16 protein-coding genes are annotated in these 17,663 nt (G+C 62.8%); 4 read left to right on the top strand and 12 right to left on the bottom strand.

The genetic code is table 11. The annotated features are described in order from the left end of the window. The 6 genes from QZ329_RS07495 to QZ329_RS07470 form a co-directional block, all read right to left on the bottom strand. The coding region (locus QZ329_RS07495; RefSeq protein WP_295750515.1) for an acyl-CoA dehydrogenase family protein at positions 1 to 482 on the bottom strand (482 nt) is incomplete at its 3' end. Positions 483 to 534: 52 nt separating this feature from the next. Continuing rightward, the gene (locus tag QZ329_RS07490; RefSeq protein WP_295750512.1) at positions 535 to 930 is read right to left on the bottom strand and encodes an Rrf2 family transcriptional regulator; all 396 of its coding nucleotides are present in this window, start codon (positions 928 to 930) and stop codon (positions 535 to 537) included. 183 nt (positions 931 to 1,113) lie between these two features. Then, positions 1,114 to 1,974 carry a bifunctional 5,10-methylenetetrahydrofolate dehydrogenase/5,10-methenyltetrahydrofolate cyclohydrolase gene (locus QZ329_RS07485; protein WP_295750509.1) on the bottom strand — a complete coding sequence of 287 codons (861 nt, stop codon included), beginning with the start codon at positions 1,972 to 1,974 and terminating at the stop codon, positions 1,114 to 1,116. Continuing rightward, on the bottom strand, positions 1,958 to 2,953 hold the full coding sequence (gene lgt, locus QZ329_RS07480; RefSeq protein ID WP_295750506.1) for a prolipoprotein diacylglyceryl transferase: 996 nt from the start codon (positions 2,951 to 2,953) through the stop codon (positions 1,958 to 1,960). The genes QZ329_RS07485 and lgt overlap by 17 nt, the downstream gene beginning before the upstream one ends. Continuing rightward, positions 2,940 to 4,229 (bottom strand): pitrilysin family protein, encoded by a 1,290-nt coding sequence (locus tag QZ329_RS07475; RefSeq protein ID WP_295750504.1) that lies wholly within the window; start codon positions 4,227 to 4,229, stop codon positions 2,940 to 2,942. The genes lgt and QZ329_RS07475 overlap by 14 nt, the downstream gene beginning before the upstream one ends. Continuing rightward, positions 4,226 to 5,488 carry a pitrilysin family protein gene (locus tag QZ329_RS07470; protein ID WP_295750500.1) on the bottom strand — a complete coding sequence of 421 codons (1,263 nt, stop codon included), beginning with the start codon at positions 5,486 to 5,488 and terminating at the stop codon, positions 4,226 to 4,228. Before QZ329_RS07470 ends, QZ329_RS07475 begins: the two co-directional genes overlap by 4 nt. Positions 5,489 to 5,638: 150 nt before the next feature. Between QZ329_RS07470 and spoIIP the strand changes: the two genes are divergently transcribed. The 4 genes from spoIIP to QZ329_RS07450 all read left to right on the top strand — a co-directional run bounded on the left by spoIIP (position 5,639) and on the right by QZ329_RS07450 (position 10,688). Next, on the top strand, positions 5,639 to 6,853 hold the full coding sequence (spoIIP, locus tag QZ329_RS07465; RefSeq protein WP_295750498.1) for a stage II sporulation protein P: 1,215 nt from the start codon (positions 5,639 to 5,641) through the stop codon (positions 6,851 to 6,853). 119 nt (positions 6,854 to 6,972) lie between these two features. Beyond that, entirely contained in the window at positions 6,973 to 8,199 is a 1,227-nt protein-coding gene (gene arcA / locus QZ329_RS07460) for an arginine deiminase (RefSeq protein WP_295750495.1), read from the top strand. Between the two features lie 86 nt (positions 8,200 to 8,285). Beyond that, positions 8,286 to 9,284, top strand: a complete 999-nt coding sequence (argF, locus tag QZ329_RS07455) for an ornithine carbamoyltransferase (RefSeq protein WP_295750492.1) — start codon at positions 8,286 to 8,288, stop codon at positions 9,282 to 9,284. Between the two features lie 15 nt (positions 9,285 to 9,299). Next, positions 9,300 to 10,688 (top strand): YfcC family protein, encoded by a 1,389-nt coding sequence (locus tag QZ329_RS07450; RefSeq protein WP_295750489.1) that lies wholly within the window; start codon positions 9,300 to 9,302, stop codon positions 10,686 to 10,688. 225 nt (positions 10,689 to 10,913) lie between these two features. Here QZ329_RS07450 and QZ329_RS07445 read toward each other — a convergent pair whose 3' ends face one another. From QZ329_RS07445 to QZ329_RS07420, 6 genes are all read right to left on the bottom strand, one after another. Further along, positions 10,914 to 11,273, bottom strand: a complete 360-nt coding sequence (locus QZ329_RS07445) for a VOC family protein (RefSeq protein WP_295750486.1) — start codon at positions 11,271 to 11,273, stop codon at positions 10,914 to 10,916. Between the two features lies 1 nt (position 11,274). After that, the gene (locus tag QZ329_RS07440; RefSeq protein WP_295750483.1) at positions 11,275 to 12,036 is read right to left on the bottom strand and encodes an HAD family hydrolase; all 762 of its coding nucleotides are present in this window, start codon (positions 12,034 to 12,036) and stop codon (positions 11,275 to 11,277) included. 5 nt (positions 12,037 to 12,041) lie between these two features. Further along, positions 12,042 to 12,575 carry a hypothetical protein gene (locus tag QZ329_RS07435; RefSeq protein WP_295750481.1) on the bottom strand — a complete coding sequence of 178 codons (534 nt, stop codon included), beginning with the start codon at positions 12,573 to 12,575 and terminating at the stop codon, positions 12,042 to 12,044. Positions 12,576 to 12,718: 143 nt separating this feature from the next. Further along, complete coding sequence (locus QZ329_RS07430) at positions 12,719 to 14,053, bottom strand: extracellular solute-binding protein (protein WP_295750480.1); 1,335 nt, start codon at positions 14,051 to 14,053, stop codon at positions 12,719 to 12,721. Positions 14,054 to 14,192: 139 nt separating this feature from the next. Continuing rightward, positions 14,193 to 15,314 (bottom strand): ABC transporter ATP-binding protein, encoded by a 1,122-nt coding sequence (locus tag QZ329_RS07425; RefSeq protein WP_295750478.1) that lies wholly within the window; start codon positions 15,312 to 15,314, stop codon positions 14,193 to 14,195. A gap of 223 nt (positions 15,315 to 15,537) precedes the next feature. Then, positions 15,538 to 17,382 (bottom strand): iron ABC transporter permease, encoded by a 1,845-nt coding sequence (locus QZ329_RS07420; protein WP_295750475.1) that lies wholly within the window; start codon positions 17,380 to 17,382, stop codon positions 15,538 to 15,540. Between the last annotated feature and the right edge of the window lie 281 nt (positions 17,383 to 17,663).

Below are 17,663 nucleotides of genomic sequence, written 5' to 3'. Positions count from 1 at the left end.
CCGCCGTTGGTGATGAAGATTTTCTCGCCGTTTAAGAGGTAGTGGTCCCCCATGTCCTCGGCGGTGGTCTCGGTGCCGCCGGCGTCGGACCCGGCGTTGGGCTCCGTTAGGCCGAAGGCGCCGATCTTCCGGCCGGAGCAGAGGTCCGGCAGGTACTTCTTCTTCTGGGCCTCACTGCCGAAGGCGTGGATGGGATACGTGCCCAGGGAGGTGTGGGCGGAGAGGATGACGCCGGCGCCGCCGTCCACTCTGGCCAGCTCCTCCACGGCGATGGCGTAGCTCAGGGCGTCCAGCCCCGCGCCCTCGTACTCGGTCTCATAGGGAATGCCCATCAGGCCCAGCTTCCCCAGTTTTTGGACGGCTTCCCTGGGGAATTGGTTCTGCTGGTCCAGCATGAACGCAATGGGTTTGACCTCCGTTTCGGCAAATTCGCGGACCTTTGCCCGGAGTTCCTCGTGGGCCTGCGTGGTTTGATACAGCATGTGTTTGCCTCCTTTTCCCTTGATGCGGCATATCAGAAATGAGTGGGTAAACCTACTGGAAAATATCGCTCAGCGGCGTCCGCTGGAGCTCCTGGTTCAAAACGCCTTGGATGCGGCACAGCTCCCGGCAGATGGTGCATCCGCCCTTGGGAAAGTTCTCGCAGGAATAGCCCTCCCGCTGGCAGCGGTTGATGAGGGGGGGTTCGCCGATGGCCTGGAAGAGATCGTAAATCCGCAGCTCCTCGCAGGGGCGCTTGAGGAAATATCCCCCGCTGACGCCCCGGCGGCTCTCCACAATTCCGGCGGCCAAAAGCCGGTTCAGCAGCTTCAGGGTGATGGCCTTCTGCATGTGCTCCTGCCGGGCCACGGCGGCGGCGGAGAGCTGTCCGTCCCGGTGCAGCGCCCGCAGGATGCGCAGGGCGTAGTCCATCTCTCTTGTAATCAGCAAAAAACCACCTCAAATATAATGTACTTTTTTTGTTGATTATAACAGAATTATTGAAAATGTCAACTGCTCTGGGGGCATGCCTGGAGGGAATTGGATATTATGACAAAGAACGCTGGCCGGTTTCAGCGAAACCGACCAGCGTTTGCGTGAATTTCCACGGGGGAACCGTGGCCTTTGCAACTTCTAGTTTTTCCCATTTCCCCCGGCCCTCTGCCGGGCCCGGGAGGCCTGGAGAACGTTTCGCATCAGCATGGCCCGGGTCATGGGGCCCACGCCGCCGGGAACCGGGGTGATATAGGCGGCCCGGCGCTCCGCTGCCGGGAAGTCCACGTCGCCGGTGAGGGTTCCATCGGCGGTTCGGTTCATGGCCACGTCGATGACCGCCGTCCCGGGCTTCACCATGTCCCCCGTTACCAGACCGGGGCGGCCCGCGGCGGAGACCAGGATGTCCGCCTGCCGGGTGAGCTCCGGCAGACGCTCTGTTCTGGAGTGGCAGAGGGTGACGGTGCCGTCCCGCAGAGTGAGCAGCCGGGCCAGGGGCGCGCCCACCAGGCGGCTCCGCCCGATGATGACGCAGCGGCGGCCCCGGATGGGGATTTCGTAGGCGTCCAGCAGCGCCAGGATGCCGGCGGGGGTACAGGGGAGGAAGCGGGGCTCCCCCAGGGCCAGAAAACCGGCGTTCAGGGGATGAAAGCAGTCCACGTCCTTCTCCGGGGAGACGGTGTGCAGAACCGTCCGCTCCTCCAGCCCCTCCGGCAGGGGGAGCTGGACCAGGATGCCGTCCACGTCCCCGTTTTGATTCAGGGAGCGGACAAGGGGCAGAAGGGCCTCCCGGGCCTCCCTGGCGGAGAGGCGGTGGGTAAAGCTGCGGATGCCGCACTCCGCGCAGTCCCGCTCCTTGCCCCGGACGTAGATCTGGGAGGCGGGGTCGTCTCCCGCCAGAATCACTGCCAGGGCGGGGGGGCGGGGCAGGGCGGCGGCCTCCTCCCGGACCTCAGCCCGGAGCCGCGCGGCCAGAGCCGCGCCGTCAAGCCGGATCGCCATGGTCGGAACCTCCTTCCGGCGGAGAGACGGGGCCCGGCGGGTCCTCCCCGGCGGGGGGCTCTTCCGGCTCCGGGGCGCTGGCCTCCGCCGCCAGACGGTTTACCAGCAGGTTTTCCGGAGAGGGCTTTTTGACGCAAATCTGATAGAACAGCGCCAGGGCCGCCAGGGCCGCCATGGCGACGCTCAGGGCCTGAGAGACCCGGATGGGCCGGCCTATAAAGGTCCAGTCGAAGAGATACAGGCTGTCGGTGCGAAGCCCCTCGATCCAGGCCCGGCCCAGGCCGTACCAGAGGAAATAGAACCAGGTGTTCTCCCCGTCGAACCGGCGGCCCTTGGAGACGACGAAGAGGATCAGCAGCAGGCCCAGCAGGTTCCACAGGCTTTCATAGAGAAACGTGGGATGCACCTCCACATACTGGGAGGCGCTGACCCACACCCGCATCCGCCAGGGGAGGTCCGTCAGCCCGCCGAAGGCCTCCCGGTTGATGAAGTTGGCCCAGCGGCCGATGATCTGGCCCAGCAGCAATCCCATGACGGCCAGGTCCGTCATGGCGCCGAAGGGAATCTTCCGGCGCCGGGTGAACACCAGGACCACCAAGGCCCCGGCGATGACGGTGCCGTAGATGGCGATGCCGCCGTCCCAGATGGCGATGATCCGGCTCCAGTCCAGGGCGCCGCCGGCGTCCCGGTAGAGGTCCAGGTAGAATAAGACGTAGTAAATGCGGGAGCCCAGGATGCAGCAGGGCACCGCCCAGAGGACGAAGTCCAGCACATGGTCCTCCGTCAGGCCATAGCGCCTGGCCTGTTTCATGCACAGCAGCAGCCCCGCCAGAAACCCCAGAGCCAGGATGATTCCGTACCAGTAGACGCCGTGGCCGACGTGGATGGCGACGGGGTCGGGGTTGAAGGACCAGTCCCCGAAGAGGCCGGGGAAGCTGATGGGCATGTCCTTCAGCGCGGTCAGTTCAGGGGCGGACATGGCGCTGGTCCTCCTTAGGAACGATTTCCGACAGGACGGCCCGCTCCTCCGTCACGCTGTCCCGGAGGAAGGAGAGCACGTCCTCCTGGGTGACGCTGTCAAAGACCTGGGGGAAGCGGAAGGGGTCGTAGCCGCCGAAGTACCCCTCCGTGAGGGAGACGGCGATGTTTTCAAAGGAATTCAGCCCCCGGAGATTCGAGCCGAAATTGGCCCGGAGGACCCGCTGGAAGAACGCCTCGTCCACGCCCTCCCGGACCAGGCGGTCCGACTCCTTTTGAATCTCGGCGGCCACGGCCCGGGAGTCTTTGCATTCGCCCCCGGCGTAGAGATAGGCCGCGCCGGGCAGCAGCTCGAACTCGCCGCCGAAGCTGGCGTTGATGAGGCCCTGGCTGTAGAGCCGCTGGTAGAGGGGGCTGGACTCGCCAAAGAGCAGGTCGCAGGCCATGTCCCCCAGCACCATGGCCCGGAGGCGTTCCTCGCCCTCCGGCGCGGGGCGGCACTTGAAGCCCAGCAGGAACTGGGGACTGGAGACCTCCATTTCCAGGCGGGTCTCCCGTGTGGCCACGGCCTCCGGCTCCTCTCCATAGTCTCTGGGGATGGCGGGGCCGCCCTCCTGGGGGAGGACGCGGCGGGCCAGTTCGGCAACCTGGACCGGGTCCACGTTGCCCACCACGGTCAAAATCATGTTGGAGGGGGTGTAAAAGGCCCGGTGGCAGTCGTAAAGGGTTTCCGCCGTGATATGGGAGATGCTCTCCACCGTGCCGGCGATGGAGGTGCGGGCGGTATTGGCGTGGTACAGGGCCCGGAGCATCCGGACGTAGAGCTGCCAGTCCGGGTTATCCTCGATCATGCGGATTTCCTGACCGATGATGCCCTGCTCCTTGGCGACGCTCTCCTCCGTGAAATAGGGGACGGAGACGAAGGAGAGGAGGATTTCCAGGTTCTCCTCGAAGTGCTCCGTAGAGTCGAAGTAGTACCCGGTCATGGCGTTGGAGGTGAAGGCGTTGGGCTCCGCGCCGTTTTTCGCCAGCTCCTGGAGGGCGTTGCCCTCCTTGGTGTCAAACATCTTGTGCTCCAGATAGTGGGCGATGCCGGCGGGGGTGTCCAGCCAGCGGCCCCCCAGCTGAAAGCGGGTGTCCATGCCGCCGTAGCGGGTGGCGAAAAAGGCGTATTTTTTGGCGTGGTCCGGCTTGGGGACGACGCGGATGGAAAGGCCGTTGGGCAGGGCGCCGCAGTAGACGGTCTCGCCCAGGGCCTCGTAATAGACGGGCTTCATGCTTCCGCCTCCTTTCCCTGAAGGAAGTACACGGTATCCAGCTTCACGGTGGACAGGGCCGCGGAGATGCGCTCCGGCGTGACGGAGCGGACCTGTTCCGCCAGCTCCTCCGGAGACTCGCCCTGTCCGGTGGCGGCCTGACCGAGATAGAAGTTCTCCAGCTTGCCCTGGGAGTCCCCCATGGAGGCGTAGGCGTTCAGGAGGGTGCTCTTGGCGGCTTCCAGCTCCCAGTCCTCCAGCTCGCCCTCCTGGAGGGCGGAGAGCTGGAGCAGAATCTCGTCCAGGGCGCGTTGGTAGTGGTCGAACTCAATGCCGGAGGAGACGGTGATCAGCCCCTTCTGCCGGTGGTAGAGAGAGGAGGCGTAGTAGCAGAGAGAGAGCTTTTCCCGGACGTTGAGGAAGAGCCTGGAGTTGCTGCTGCCGCCGAAGAGGGCGTTGCCCGTCAGCAGGGCGGCGGCGTCCGCGCTGCCGCAGGAAAAGCCCATGCCCAGCTTTCCCTGGGTGACGTCCAGCCGCTCGGTAAGGAAGCGGGGCTCCTCCGGGGGGAGGTGGGGGCTGCGCTCCGGCGCGGGCTCCACCTGGGAACGGGGAAGGCCGGCCAGGGCGGCCCGGAGGGCGTCCTCCACCCGCTGGCGCTCCGCGCTGCCGCTGTAGAAAATCTCCAGCCGGGCGGAGGAGAGGAACGCCTGGTAGGCGTCGTAGACCAGCTGGGGACTGAGGGCGGCGGTGATCTGCTCGTTGCCCAGGCGGGGCACGCCGTAGGGCTCGCCGGTGCACATTTCCTGAAGCAGGCGGCTGTCGGCATAGGCCCGCTTGTCGTTCAGGATGCTGCGGATAGCGTCGATAAGGTTCGTCTTCTCGCTCTCGAAATATTCGGGGAGGAAGCGCCCGTCCCGGGTGACAGGAGCGCAGATCAGCTCCCCCAGGAGGTTGGCCGCGGGCTCCAGCAGACGCTCCCCCCCGGGGGCAAAGCAGTCGTCGATCAGGCTGGCCACGAAGCCCACGCACTGGGCTTCGCCCTTTTTGCGGACGGTCACGTCAATCCGGGCGCCGTAGAGGCTGTCCAGCCGGGCGGAGAGGGCCCCCATGTCGGGGCAGGTGACGGTGCCCCGCCGGAGAATGGCGGAGAACAGGGCGTTGGCGGAGGCGGACTCCCACCGCAGGGGGACGACGAATTGGGCGGAGAGGAGGCTTGTTTTGAATTTCTTCGCCGGCAGGTATGTGAGATGCACGCCGCTGGCAAGCTGCGTTCTGGTCACGAAGTTCAGCTCCTTTTGTGGAATCATGGCATAGTGTATAGTATTGCGTCGTGGATGTGATGTATCCAAGTATATACTGAATAGGACGGGATTGCAAGACTGACATATTTTCCCGCCTTGAAACATAGGTTGTCCCAGAGGTGAAAAGCCATGAAACAAAAGAAATCCATCCGGGAACTGCTCCGGCGGGCGGAGGCGGCGCTGCTGGCCGCGGTGACGCTGTGGCTGGTCTTTGTCACGGCGGGCAGCGACACGGCGGCTTCCGCCGCGTCGGCCCTGGAGGCGGCGCTGCCGGTGAGCCTGCTCCGCTGGGAGCTGGGGGACCTCTGGCGGCGGGACAGTCTGTCTCCGGCGGCGGCGCTGGCCATCCGGGAGTCCCCGCTGCTGCTGGCGGCCCGGGAAGAGGTGACGGCCCTGTGGTCCCTGGAGCGACAGGAGCCCCCGGAGGAGGACGGGGAGACGAAGACGCCGGCGGTGGTGCCGGTGGAGGAGACGCCGGTGGAGCCCGCCGCCCCCCCGGCGGAGGACAACGGCGTTCCCGCCAAGACGCTGATTCCCACGGACCCCAGCGGCTACACCGTCTGCGGGCGGGTGTACATCAGCAATTCCACGGGCTACGCCCTCTCCGTCCCGGAGCTGCAAAAGCCCTTCGCGGCCACCCTGGGGGAGATGGGGCCCCAGGTGCTGATTCTCCACACCCACGGCAGCGAGGCCTACACCCCCGTCCCGGGAACGGAGGGAATTGTCTGGTCCGGAGATTACCGGACCACGGATTACCGCTACAATGTGGTGAAGGTGGGAGACGAGATGGCGGAGGTCCTGGGGGCGGCGGGCATTTCCGTCCTCCACGACCGGACGCTGTACGACTACCCCAACTATACCGGGGCCTATGACCGGGCCCTGGTCTCCATCCAAAAGTATTTGGAGGAGTACCCCTCCATCCGCTTCGTCCTGGACGTCCACCGGGACGCTATTGAGGACGGTCAGGGGAACCAGTACAAGGCGGTCTCGGAGGTGGAGGGCGTGGGCGTTCCGGCGCAGATGTCCCTGGTGATGGGCAGCGACGGCAGCGGCCTGGAGCATCCGGACTGGATGGAGAACCTTCGCCTGGCGGCGGCGGTGCAGCAGGACGTTCTGGAGCATTACCCCACCCTGATGCGCCCGGTGCTGCTGCGAAACTCCCGGTACAACCAGCACGCTACGGCGGGGTCGCTGCTCTTGGAGGTGGGGGCCGCCGGGAACTCCCCGGAGGAGGCCGTCCTGGCGGGGCGGCTCTTCGCGGAGCGGTTCGCGGCGGTACTGCTGGAGAAGGCGGCGGGCGCGGAACATCCGGAGAACCCGGAAAGCGGAGAGGCGGCTTCGTAAGAAGCCGCCTCCTTATTATGGGGTATGATTTTGTAATTTTTTCCGCCGCGCATGAAACGGGAAAAACCAGGGACCCTAAAACCACCCAAGGATTTGAACGCGAAAAGGAGTGAGCCCATTTGGAAACGGGAATCCATAACACCTCCGAGATCGGGCGGCTGAAAAAGGTCCTGCTCCACCGCCCCGGCCAGGAGCTGGAAAACCTGATGCCGGAGTATCTGGAGCGTCTTTTATTCGACGACATCCCCTACCTCCGGGAGGCCCAGAAGGAGCATGACGCCTTCGCCGACTGCCTCCGCCAGCAAGGCGTGGAGGTGGTCTACCTCACGGACCTGGTGGTGAATTCCATCACATCCGACGAGGTCCGCAAGGAACTGGTGGTTCAGTTCCTGGACGAGGCGGGCATCCAGGACCAGCGGAACCGGGTGCTTCTGGGGGAGTACCTGGGCAAAATGCCGGACAAGCAGATGGTCTCCACCATGATGGCCGGCGTGCGGAAAAGCCAGCTTCAGGGCGAGAGCGAGAAACTTTCAGACCTCCTCTCCGCCTCCGAGGACGGGTATCCCTTCGTGGTGGACCCCATGCCCAACCTCTATTTCACCCGGGACCCCTTCGCCACCATCGGCACCGGCGTGTCCATCCACAAGATGCTGACGGAAACCCGGAACCGGGAGACCCTCTTCGGCAAGTTTATTTTTGAGCACAATCCGGAGTATATGCACGCCCCCCGGTGGTACGACCGGGGCGAGACCTCCTCTCTGGAGGGCGGGGACATCCTGATTCTCAGCCCCCAGGTGCTGGGGGTGGGCATTTCCCAGCGGACCAAGGGGGACTCCATCGATACCCTGGCGGAGGCGGTGCTGACCTACAGCCGGACGAGCTTCCGGAAGATTCTGGCCTTCAATATCCCCAAGAGCCGGTCCTTCATGCACTTGGACACGGTCTTCACCATGGTGGACCGGGACAAGTTCACGGTGCATCCCAACATCCTCTCCAGCATCACCGTCTTCGTCATGGAGCTGGACGAGAACAAAAAGATGAAGATCACCCAGGAGGACGGCCGCCTGGAGGACATTTTGAAAGCGCACCTGGGTCTGGACCACGTGACCCTCATCGAGTGCGGCCGGGGCAGCGAGGTGGACGCCGCCCGGGAGCAGTGGAACGACGGCAGCAACACCCTGGCCATCGCCCCCGGCGAGGTGGTGGTCTATTCCCGGAACTATGTGACCAACCGCTCCCTGGAGGAGGCGGGCGTCAAGGTTCACACCATCCCCAGCGCGGAGCTGAGCCGGGGCCGGGGCGGCCCCCGGTGTATGAGCATGCCCCTTTGGCGGGACGACCCCTGATTTCCCGCCGGAGCCGGCCTCTCCCCGGCGGGGAGGGGCAGCCCCTTGTATTATGGACTATTATGAAAAAGGACGGTAATCCAACTATGGCACTGAATTTGAAAGGCCGCAGCTTTTTGACGTTAGAGGACTTCACCCCCGGCGAGATTCGCTATCTCCTGGACCTGGGCCACGACCTGAAGGCCAAGCGCCGGGCCGGAATTTGCGAACCTGCCCTGAAGGGCAAGCACATTGTGCTGCTCTTTGAGAAAACCTCCACCCGGACCCGGTGCTCCTTCGAGGTCGCCGCCACCCAGGAGGGCGCCCACGTCACCTATCTGGACGCGGGCAGCTCACAGATGGGCAAGAAGGAATCCCTGGAGGACTCCGCCAAGGTGCTGGGCCGCTTCTTCGACGGCATCGAGTACCGGGGCTATCAGCAGCAGGTGGTGGAGGATCTGGCGAAGTGGTCCGGCGTCCCCGTGTGGAACGGGCTCACCGACTGGGACCACCCCACCCAGATTCTCGCCGATATGATGACCCTGGAGGAGCACTGCGCCAAGCCCCTGAACAAGATGAAGGTGGTCTTCCCCGGCGACGTGCGGAACAACATGTGCTACGCCTGGATGATCGGCGCGGCCAAGATGGGCATGCACTTCGTGGGCCTGGGCCCCCAGGAGCTGGCCCGGGAGATGGACCAGGAGCTGGTGAAGCGGGTTTTCGCCGAGGCCCGGAAGAACGGCGGCCTCATCGAGATTACAGACGACATGGGCAGCCTCAAGGACGCGGACATGATCTACGGCGACATCTGGGCCTCCATGGGCGAGGAGGAGCTGATTCCCAAGCGGGCGGAGCTGCTCTCTCCCTTCCGGGTGACGGAGGAGACCATGAAGGCCACGGGCAACCCCGCCGTGCTCTATATGCACTGCCTGCCCTCCTTCCACGACTTCGAGACCAAGCTGGCCAAGGAGTGGATGGACAAGGGCGTGGACATCCGGGAGGTGACGGACGAGGTCTTCCGGGGCCCCCACAGCGTGGTGTTCGACGAGGCGGAGAACCGGATGCACTCCATCAAGGCCGTCCTGGTGGCCACCATCGGAAAATAAAGGGGGGCATCCCTTTTGGAAAAAGCGAGATTCCGTATGCCCACGGCATACACCATTTTGTTCCTCCTCATCGTTCTGGTGGCCGCCGCCACCTGGGTGGTTCCGGCGGGGACCTACCGCTATGTGGACGAGGTGCCCGTGGCGGGGAGCTATCACGCCGTGACCCAGAGCCCCCAGGGAGCCGGCGCGGTGCTGCGGGCCGCCTTCTCCGGCTTTTATGACGCGGTGGACGTCTGCGTCTTCATCCTCATGGTGGGCGGCTTCCTGGGCGTGGTGATGAAGACCGGCGCGGTGGACGCCGGCGTGGGCCGGATCATCCAGCGCCTGGGAGGCCGGGAGAAGTGGCTTATCCCCATTTTGATGATCGCCTTCGGCCTGGGGGGCACCACCTACGGCATGTGGGAAGAGACCATGGCCTTCTACCCGCTGCTGATTCCCGTCTTCCTGGCGGCGGGCTATGACGCCGTGGTGGGCATTTCCGTCATCCTTCTGGGGGCCGGGGCGGGCATCATCAGCTCCACGGTGAACCCCTTCGCCACAGGCATCGCGGCGGGCTTTGCCGGGGTGTCCCTGGGGGATGGCATCCTCCTTCGGGCGCTCCAGTGGATCGTCTTTGAGGGCGCGGCCATCTGGTTTGTCATGTCCTACGCCGCCCGGGTAAAAAAGGACCCCTCCCGGTCCGTGGTGGGCGTGGGCGCGGGGAAGATTCAGGCCAATATGGAAGAGACGGTGGAATTCACGCCAAAGCGGAAAGCCATTATGGCGGTCTTCACGCTGACCTTCCTCATCATGATCTACGGCGTCATTCCCTTTGACGAGATGGGCCTGCCCCTGCCGGTTCTGGGCTGGTGGTTCCCGGAGCTCAGCGCCCTGTTCCTGGTGAGCGGCGTCATCATCGGCCTTATGGACCGCATGGGCGAGGAGGAGATCGCCGAGACCTATGTGGCCGGCTGCGCGGACCTTCTGGGCGTGGCGCTGATCATCGGCATCAGCCGGGGCATCACCGTGCTGATGAACGACGGGCAGATCACCGGCACCATTCTCCACTGGGGAGAGGAGGCGCTGTCCGGCGCGGGGCCCGTCAGCTTCGTGCTGCTGGTCTATTTCCTGTATCTGCCCTTGACGGTGCTGATTCCATCCTCCTCGGGCCTTGCCACGCTGTCGGTGCCGGTGGTGGCCCCCCTGGGGCGCTTCGCGGGCGTGGGCGGCGACCTGGTGGTGACGGCCTTCCAGTCCGCCTCGGGACTTGTGAACATCATCACCCCCACGGCGGCGGTGGTGATGGGGGCGCTGGCCCTGGGACACGTGCCCTATGACAAATGGGTAAAGTATGTCTGGAAGCTGATTTTGTATTTTCTTTTGCTGACCGTGGTGTTTTTGGTAGTGGGCGTTATGGCGGGATAAAAAAGAGGGCTCTGACCGTCTGGGTCAGGGCCCTCCGCACTTGCCGGACGCGTTTTTTATGGCCGCAGCTTCCCGTCGCCGGCTATCAGGTCCGTCATCTCCTCGATTTTCTCCGGCGGGATGGGCAGGGCGCTCCTGTGGGAAAACAAGAGGAATTTTTGGGAATAAAACCAACAGGAGGACGGAAGAATCCGCCCTCCTGTTTTGCCGGAAACACGCGGGGTGTCACGGAATGATCTCGATCCAGTACCCGTCCGGGTCGGTGATGAAATAGATGCCCATGGCGGGATTTTCAAAGCAGACGCAGCCCATCTCCTTGTGCTTCGCGTGGGCGGCCTCGTAGTCTCCGGCCTTCAGGGCCAGGTGGAACTCGCACTCCCCCAGATTGTACTTTTGGGGGTGGTCCCGCAGCCAGGTCAGCTCCAGGCGGAAATCCGTCTTTCCGTCTCCCAGGAAGACGAGGACAAAGCTGCCGTCCTCCGCCTCTTTCCGGCGGACCGGCTCCAGACCCAGGGCGTCCTTGTAGAACTGGAGGGACCGCTCCAGGTCGGCGACGTTGAAGTTGAAGTGGTTAAAGGTAAACATATTATACCGCCTTTCCGCTTGCCTGACGGCTCAGGATGGTGTAGACCTCGTAGATGTCCTGAATGGAGTACGTAGCCCGGACCTCCTTGGGGACGTCCGTGTCCCGGGACTGGGTCAGGAAGGAGTGGATGTGGAACGTGGCGCCGAAGCCCAGGTTCTGGGGGCCGATGACATCCCGGGAATAGGTATCGCCCACGTAGGCGCAGGTCCCGGGTTCGGAGCGGACCTGATTCAAGGAGACCAGGAAGATGTTGGGGTCCGGCTTGCGGTATCCGGTGACGGAGGAGAGGGTCACGTCCTGGAAGTAGTCCCGGATGCCGTATTCCTCCAGAATGCGGAAGACCTGATAGAGGCTGGCGGTGTTGCTGATGACCCCCAGCTTCATGCCAAGCCCCTTCAGCCCCTCCAGCATCTCCTTGACCCGGGGGCGGAGCCGGCGGTGGTAGTGGGTAATTTCCCACATGTGGGCCAGTTCTTCGGAAAAGGGCTTCACGGTGTCAAAGTCCAGGCCCAGCTCCGTCAGGACGTAGTTGCCCCAAATCTCCTCGGGCTTGAGCTCCCGGTTGGTGGGGCCTCGGTAGGCGGCGTAGCGGTCCCAGCCCTCGGCAAGGGCCTGGATGGCGGCAGGGATGTCCAGGGAAAGGGGGTGGCCGTGGGCCTCCAGAATGCGGAGAACGCCCTGGGCGGAGGCTTTCTTGCTCTCCTCGTCGATGCAGATGTCCTCCAAGGTCCCGCCCATGTCAAACAATACGGTATCGATCATAATTCTCACTGCCTTTTCCAAGGCCGTGCCGGGTCGCCGGCAGGGGGCCTTTTTTTCCAATATAGATAATACGCCAAAAGGGAGGAGCCCAGGCCCGTCACCAAGGGCGCCAGAACAAACATCCCGAAGAATTGGAGAATCAGCCCGGCGCTTTCCAGCCCCATCAGAATCATCAGGGAGATCAGGCAGGCCAGAAGCAGCAGCGCCAGCCAGATATAGGCGGCGGGGAGCAGGCGCTTGTCGCCGGGCAGAAGCCACACCAGGGAGGCAGCCGCCGTTCCCGCCAGGGAGGGAACCAGGGTCTCCGCCAGGTTGACCAGCGGGACGGGCGCGCCCTGGAGCATTGCCTCCAGCGGGTCGATCAAAAGGGCGTAACATCCGCCGTAGAGAGCCAGCAGAACCCAGCAGAGGCAGAAGGAGTACAGCAGAATCGTGCTCTTCACCCTGCCGTTCTCTGTCATTTGGAACGCGCCCCAGAATTTGTCGGCGAACTTGCCAATGCGCTCGTCGATCTCTTTTTGCCGGATGGGATTTGCCATGGGATTCCTCCTTCATGCTCAGAAACTGTATTCACAGGCGGGAAGCCCGTTTTGATTCTCACCTGTGAATACGGCTTCTTAGAAAGCGGGCGGGCGGCCATGCGGCCGCCCGCCCAGCTGTGAAACGCGGCGATATGAGAAGATTACTGGTTCAGCCAGTACATCCACATGTCCTGCACGTCGGGATAAATGTCGTAGATAGAGACCAGGTCGTTGGCCCGGGCACCCAGCTCGTTGAGCTTGGCGGGGTTCTTCTTGTCCTCAAAGTCGTCGCGCAGGGGCCAGTTGCCCACCTTGGTGAAGGGCTTCAGGCCGCCGCTCTGGCCGTCCGCGCCGCCGGTGATGTAGCGGATGAAGAGGCGGGCGCCGGCGGGGCTGTCGCAGCCGCTGACGACGAACATGCTCTCGGTGTTCAGCAGGGCGGTGTAGGGGCTGAGGCTGATGCACCAGTCGATGTTGTAGCCGGACTCCTCCCGGTTTTCGATCTTGCCGGCGGAGGCCAGGGCCAGAGCGGGCTGATCCTTGGTGGAGTTGTGGACGGCCAGCACCAGCTCGTCGCCGTCGCCGATGAAGGTCATCTTCGCCTGGGTGAAGCGCCACAGGTACTCAACGCCGGCGTTGTTCTCGGGAACCTCAAAGTCGAAACTGGAGGCGTCATAGGTGTACTCCAGGTCCTTGCCATAGGTATCCTTATAGGACTGAGCCATCTCCTCGGCGTTGATGATGAAGCTGGCGAACAGAGAGAGGTAAGCCGTCTCCTGGCCGATTTCCTTGGTGTACAGGGCGAACTTCTGGTTGCCGGCGTCATCCTTTTCGATGATTTCCCACCAGCTGTTAATGGGCTGGCCATCGGGGAAGATTTCCGTGTTGTAATACCAGAAGGACTGAGAGGAGTACAGGGGATAGCTGTACTTCAGGTTCTCTTCCGTGATGTGGGAGCAGATGTCCTTGGGATAGAAGGGCTCGATAACGCCGTTGTCATAGTACTCGTGGAAGACCTCGCCGTTGACGTCCTTGGTCTGGAGCACGTCGGCGGTGATATTGTTGGTCTCGTTTTCGATCTTGGCCTTGCTCAGAACCTCATCGGAGTCCAGGTCGGCAACCACCAGGTCCAGACCGGGATACATTTCCTCGAAGGGCTCCTCGGCCTTCAGCATCTTGGAGGAGGTGGCGTAGACGGTGATGGTCTGATCCTTATCCTCGTTCAGAGCCATCTGATAGAGCTCGTCGTCGGTCTTCTCGCTCCACTCGTCGTAATAGGGGCCGTAGACGCTGATGCCAGTCTCCAGGTCATAACCCAGCTTCAGGTCGGTGGTGGCGGCGGCGTCGCCGCTGCCGGAATCGCCGGCGGGCTGCGCGTCGCCGGAGGGCTGGGAGCCGCTGCCGGCGGGCTGGCTGCCGCCGTCGTTTCCGCCGCAGGCGGCCAGACTGAGAACCATGACCAGGGCCATCAGCAGTGCAAAGAGTTTCTTTTTCATCGGATCTTCTCCTTTCGTTTTGGGGAATTTCTGAGCGCTGGAATATAGTCAAAAAGGCGGAGGCGGGGAAATAGCCCGTTCCCCGGCGGCGGGCCCGCCGCCGGGGGTGCGCCTCTTTGTCTATCAAGAAAAGGGGGACTCAGACCGAGCGCTTGATCAGGCGGGTGGTAGCCTTATTATACACGTTGATCTTATCCTGGTCAATAATCGCCCAGACTTTCTGGTCAATGTCGTAGTGGGCCTGCCCCAGCTCCTTAGAGAGGAACTCGTCCTCGCCGGCCTTCAGGGTGACGATGGTCTCGGAACCGGCGGGCTGGCTGGCGTACACGGTGACGGGGAGGGCGCCGTCCACAGGCTCCCGGGAGATGAGGATCTGCTCGGGCCGCATGGCGAGCACGCAGTCGAACTCGCCGCTGGAGGGCTTCTCCTCGCTGGTGAGGTGTTCGGCGGGGAAGGTGTGGCCGCCCAGCTCGCTCTTGACCACCAGCTGTCCGTTCTTCATCTCGGCCTTGCCGGGGACCAGATTGATCCGGGGGTTGCCGATGAAGTCGGCGGCCTCCAGGTCGATGGGGTTGTTGTACAGCTCCATGGGCGTGGCCACCTGGTTCAGTTCGCCGGCCTTGAAGAGGGCGATCTTGGTGGACATGGTCAGGGCCTCCACCTGGTCGTGGGTGACGTAGATGATGGTGGTGCCCAGCTCTTTGTGCAGGCGCTGAAGCTCGGAGCGCATGTCGATGCGGAGCTTGGCGTCCAGGTTGGAAAGGGGCTCGTCAAGCAGCAGCAGCTTGGGGCTGGAGGCCACGGCACGGGCGATGGCCACGCGCTGCTGCTGGCCGCCGGAGAGCTCGGTGGGATAGCGGTCCTTGTACATGTCGATGCGCATCATCCGCAGAGAGTCCATGACCCGGCGGTCAATTTCGTCGTGGCTCATCTTCTGAATCTTCAAGCCGAAGGAGATGTTGTTGTACACCGTCATGTGGGGCCACAGGGCGTAGGACTGGAACACCAGGTTCAGTCCGCGCTTGCTGGGCTCGGCGTAGTAAGCGTCGTCGGCGTTGATCATCTCCACGCCGTCAATGGTCATGATGCCGTTCTGGGGCTTCTCCAGACCGGAGACCACCCGGAGGGTCGTGGTCTTGCCGCAGCCGGAGGGGCCCAGCAGGGTCATGAAATCCCCGTCCTCAATGGTGAGGTTGATGTTGCGCAGAACGTGGTTGTTGCCGTAAAATTTATCAATGTTTTTCAGTTCAATGCGGCTCATATGGCACGTTTCCTTTCTGATCTTGACTTTGAAATCCCGATACGATCCGCCCCACTTCCCGTTCCATCCCCCCGCCTCTCGTCCCCCGTCCCCCGGCAGGGGAGGGGGAATGCCCAAGGGGGGACAAAGTCCCCTCTTGAAGGGCGGCGGAGGGAATGGAGCAGAGCGGAGCTTTCGCCGCCAAAGGCGGCGGAAGCGGAGTGGGCGGAATTTCCGACGCCGCTTACCAGCTCTTGCCGATATCCGCGCCGGCGACCTTGTTGGCGAAGATGTAGCAGAACAGGATGAACAGCAGCACGCACACGGAAATGGCGTCGGACATCTGGGCGTAACCCTCCTGAGAGTAGGTGAAGGCCAGATAGGACATGGTCCGGGTGGTGGGGGTCATCATGATGATGATGAGGTCCAGCTCCTTGGCGATGGAGATGAACACCAGCATCAAGCCGGAGATGAAGCCGTTCTTCGCCAGGGGAACGATGATGGTGGCCATCCGCTTCCAGAAGCTGGCGCCGGCGATGTCCGCAGCCTCCTCCAGCTCCACGCTGATGGAGAGCATGTTGGCGGTGCCGGAGCGGCTGGCGAAGGGGAAGTGCTTGACCACGGAGGTGAGAACGATCAGGGTGAAGGTGCCGTACAGGGAGGGAATCAGCCCGCCCAGGTGGGGCACGCTGAACATGGAGAAGTACATAGTGGAGAAGGCCACGCCGCTCATCAGGTAGGGGACGAACACCAGCTGCTCGGTGAGGTTGCCGTACCACTTGCCCCGGCCGCGGGAGCTGATGTAGCCCAGGAACTGGCCGCAGAAAGCGGTGATGAGGGAGGTGATGATGGTCAGGCGCACGGTGTTGTACAGAGCGTTGAAGAATTCCTTGTTGCGGAAGATGCCCTCGTAGTTGGTGTATTTTGCCGCCTCGCCGGCCTCGCCGATCCAGTTGTAGAGGGTCAGATTGTCCAGACCGTAGCCCGCGCCGGTGGTGACCTGGAAGGTCTCCATAATCAGCACGAAGAAGGGCATGACCATGGCCAGGAACAGGAAGATGGCCAGGAAGCCCATCATAGGCTTCTTCGCCGCGCCCAGAGGCATCAGGGTGCTGCGGCCGCCCTTGCCGCCCACGGTGGCATAGGACTTGCGGACGCCGATGGCCTTCTGGTTGCTCATAAGAATCAAGGCCGCCAGACCCACCAGGACGATGCTCATGGCGTAGCCCACGCCCCGGGGACCTTGGTCAATGTAGACGCGCATGCGGGTTGCCAGGGTGTAATAGCCGATGCGGTTGCCCAGGTTGGCGGCCACGCCGTACGTGCCGATGGACTTGGAGACGGTCATGACCAGGGCGGAGAGCACGGAGGGAAGGATCAGCGGCAAGGTGATGTAGCGGAGAATCTGGGCCTTGTTGGCGCCCTGAATCTCGCCCATCTCCTCCAGCTCCGAGTTGATGGAGCGCAGAGCGCCGGAGACCTGGATGTACGAGAACGCGTAATAGTGCATGGACATGCAAAGCACAATGGCCGTGGGCCCGTAGGCCAGCCAGTCGGGAATGGGTATGCCCATGCCGGTGAGGAAGCCGTTGGCGCCGCTGGTGGGGGTGCGGAACACCGCCAGCCAGGCGATGGCCTTGGTCCAGGAGGGGATCATGTAGGGCACCGTAATGAGAATGCCCAGCACCTTCTTACCGGGGAGGTCGGTACGGATCATCAGCCAGGCCAGCACCGAGCCCAGAGGCACGGAGATCAGCGTGGTGAAGAAGCCGCAGACGAAGGAGTGGAGCAGAGGCTCCCACAAAACGGCTTTGGACATGTTGCTCATCAGCATGTACTTCCAATAGTACAGGGTAAAGTCGCCCACCTTGCCGTCCACCCGGCGCAGCTCGCCCTGGGCCAGGGTGAAGGTGGACTTGATCATGGTCAGCAGGGGGATGACGATCAGGCAGAACAACACGATCAGGCTGACCAGCACGACCATGTTGAACGGGTTTTTGAGCACGTTCAGGATCAGGTTCTTCAGCCGACGTGCCGTCAGTTTCTTGCGGGGGGGTCTTTCCTTGGTCACAGTTACTGCATTTGACACGATAACACCTCTTTCTGATGACTGCTGGGGACTTGCCGGGCAAGGTTCGCTTCCAATGATCCTCCCATCCGTCTCCCTGCCCGGGAAGATTTGCGCGGCCCGCCTTCGGGCGCATTTGCGCAAACGTTTGCGACTTCCTGGGTTCATTATAAAGAATCCCAAGTAGGTTTGTCAATTGTCAGCCTCCCGATTTTAGAGGGGCTTTTTTGTTTGTTTTCACGGTTTGTTTACAATTCAGACAAATGGAAAGTATAGGATTTTGCTATTTTGCAATTGCATTT

The sequence above is a fragment of the uncultured Oscillibacter sp. genome (genome assembly GCF_910579365.1).
Classification (GTDB): Bacteria; Bacillota; Clostridia; order Oscillospirales; family Oscillospiraceae; genus Oscillibacter.
Note: the sequence above shows the minus strand (reverse complement) of the source record. Positions and strands in the feature narration are given on the sequence as shown.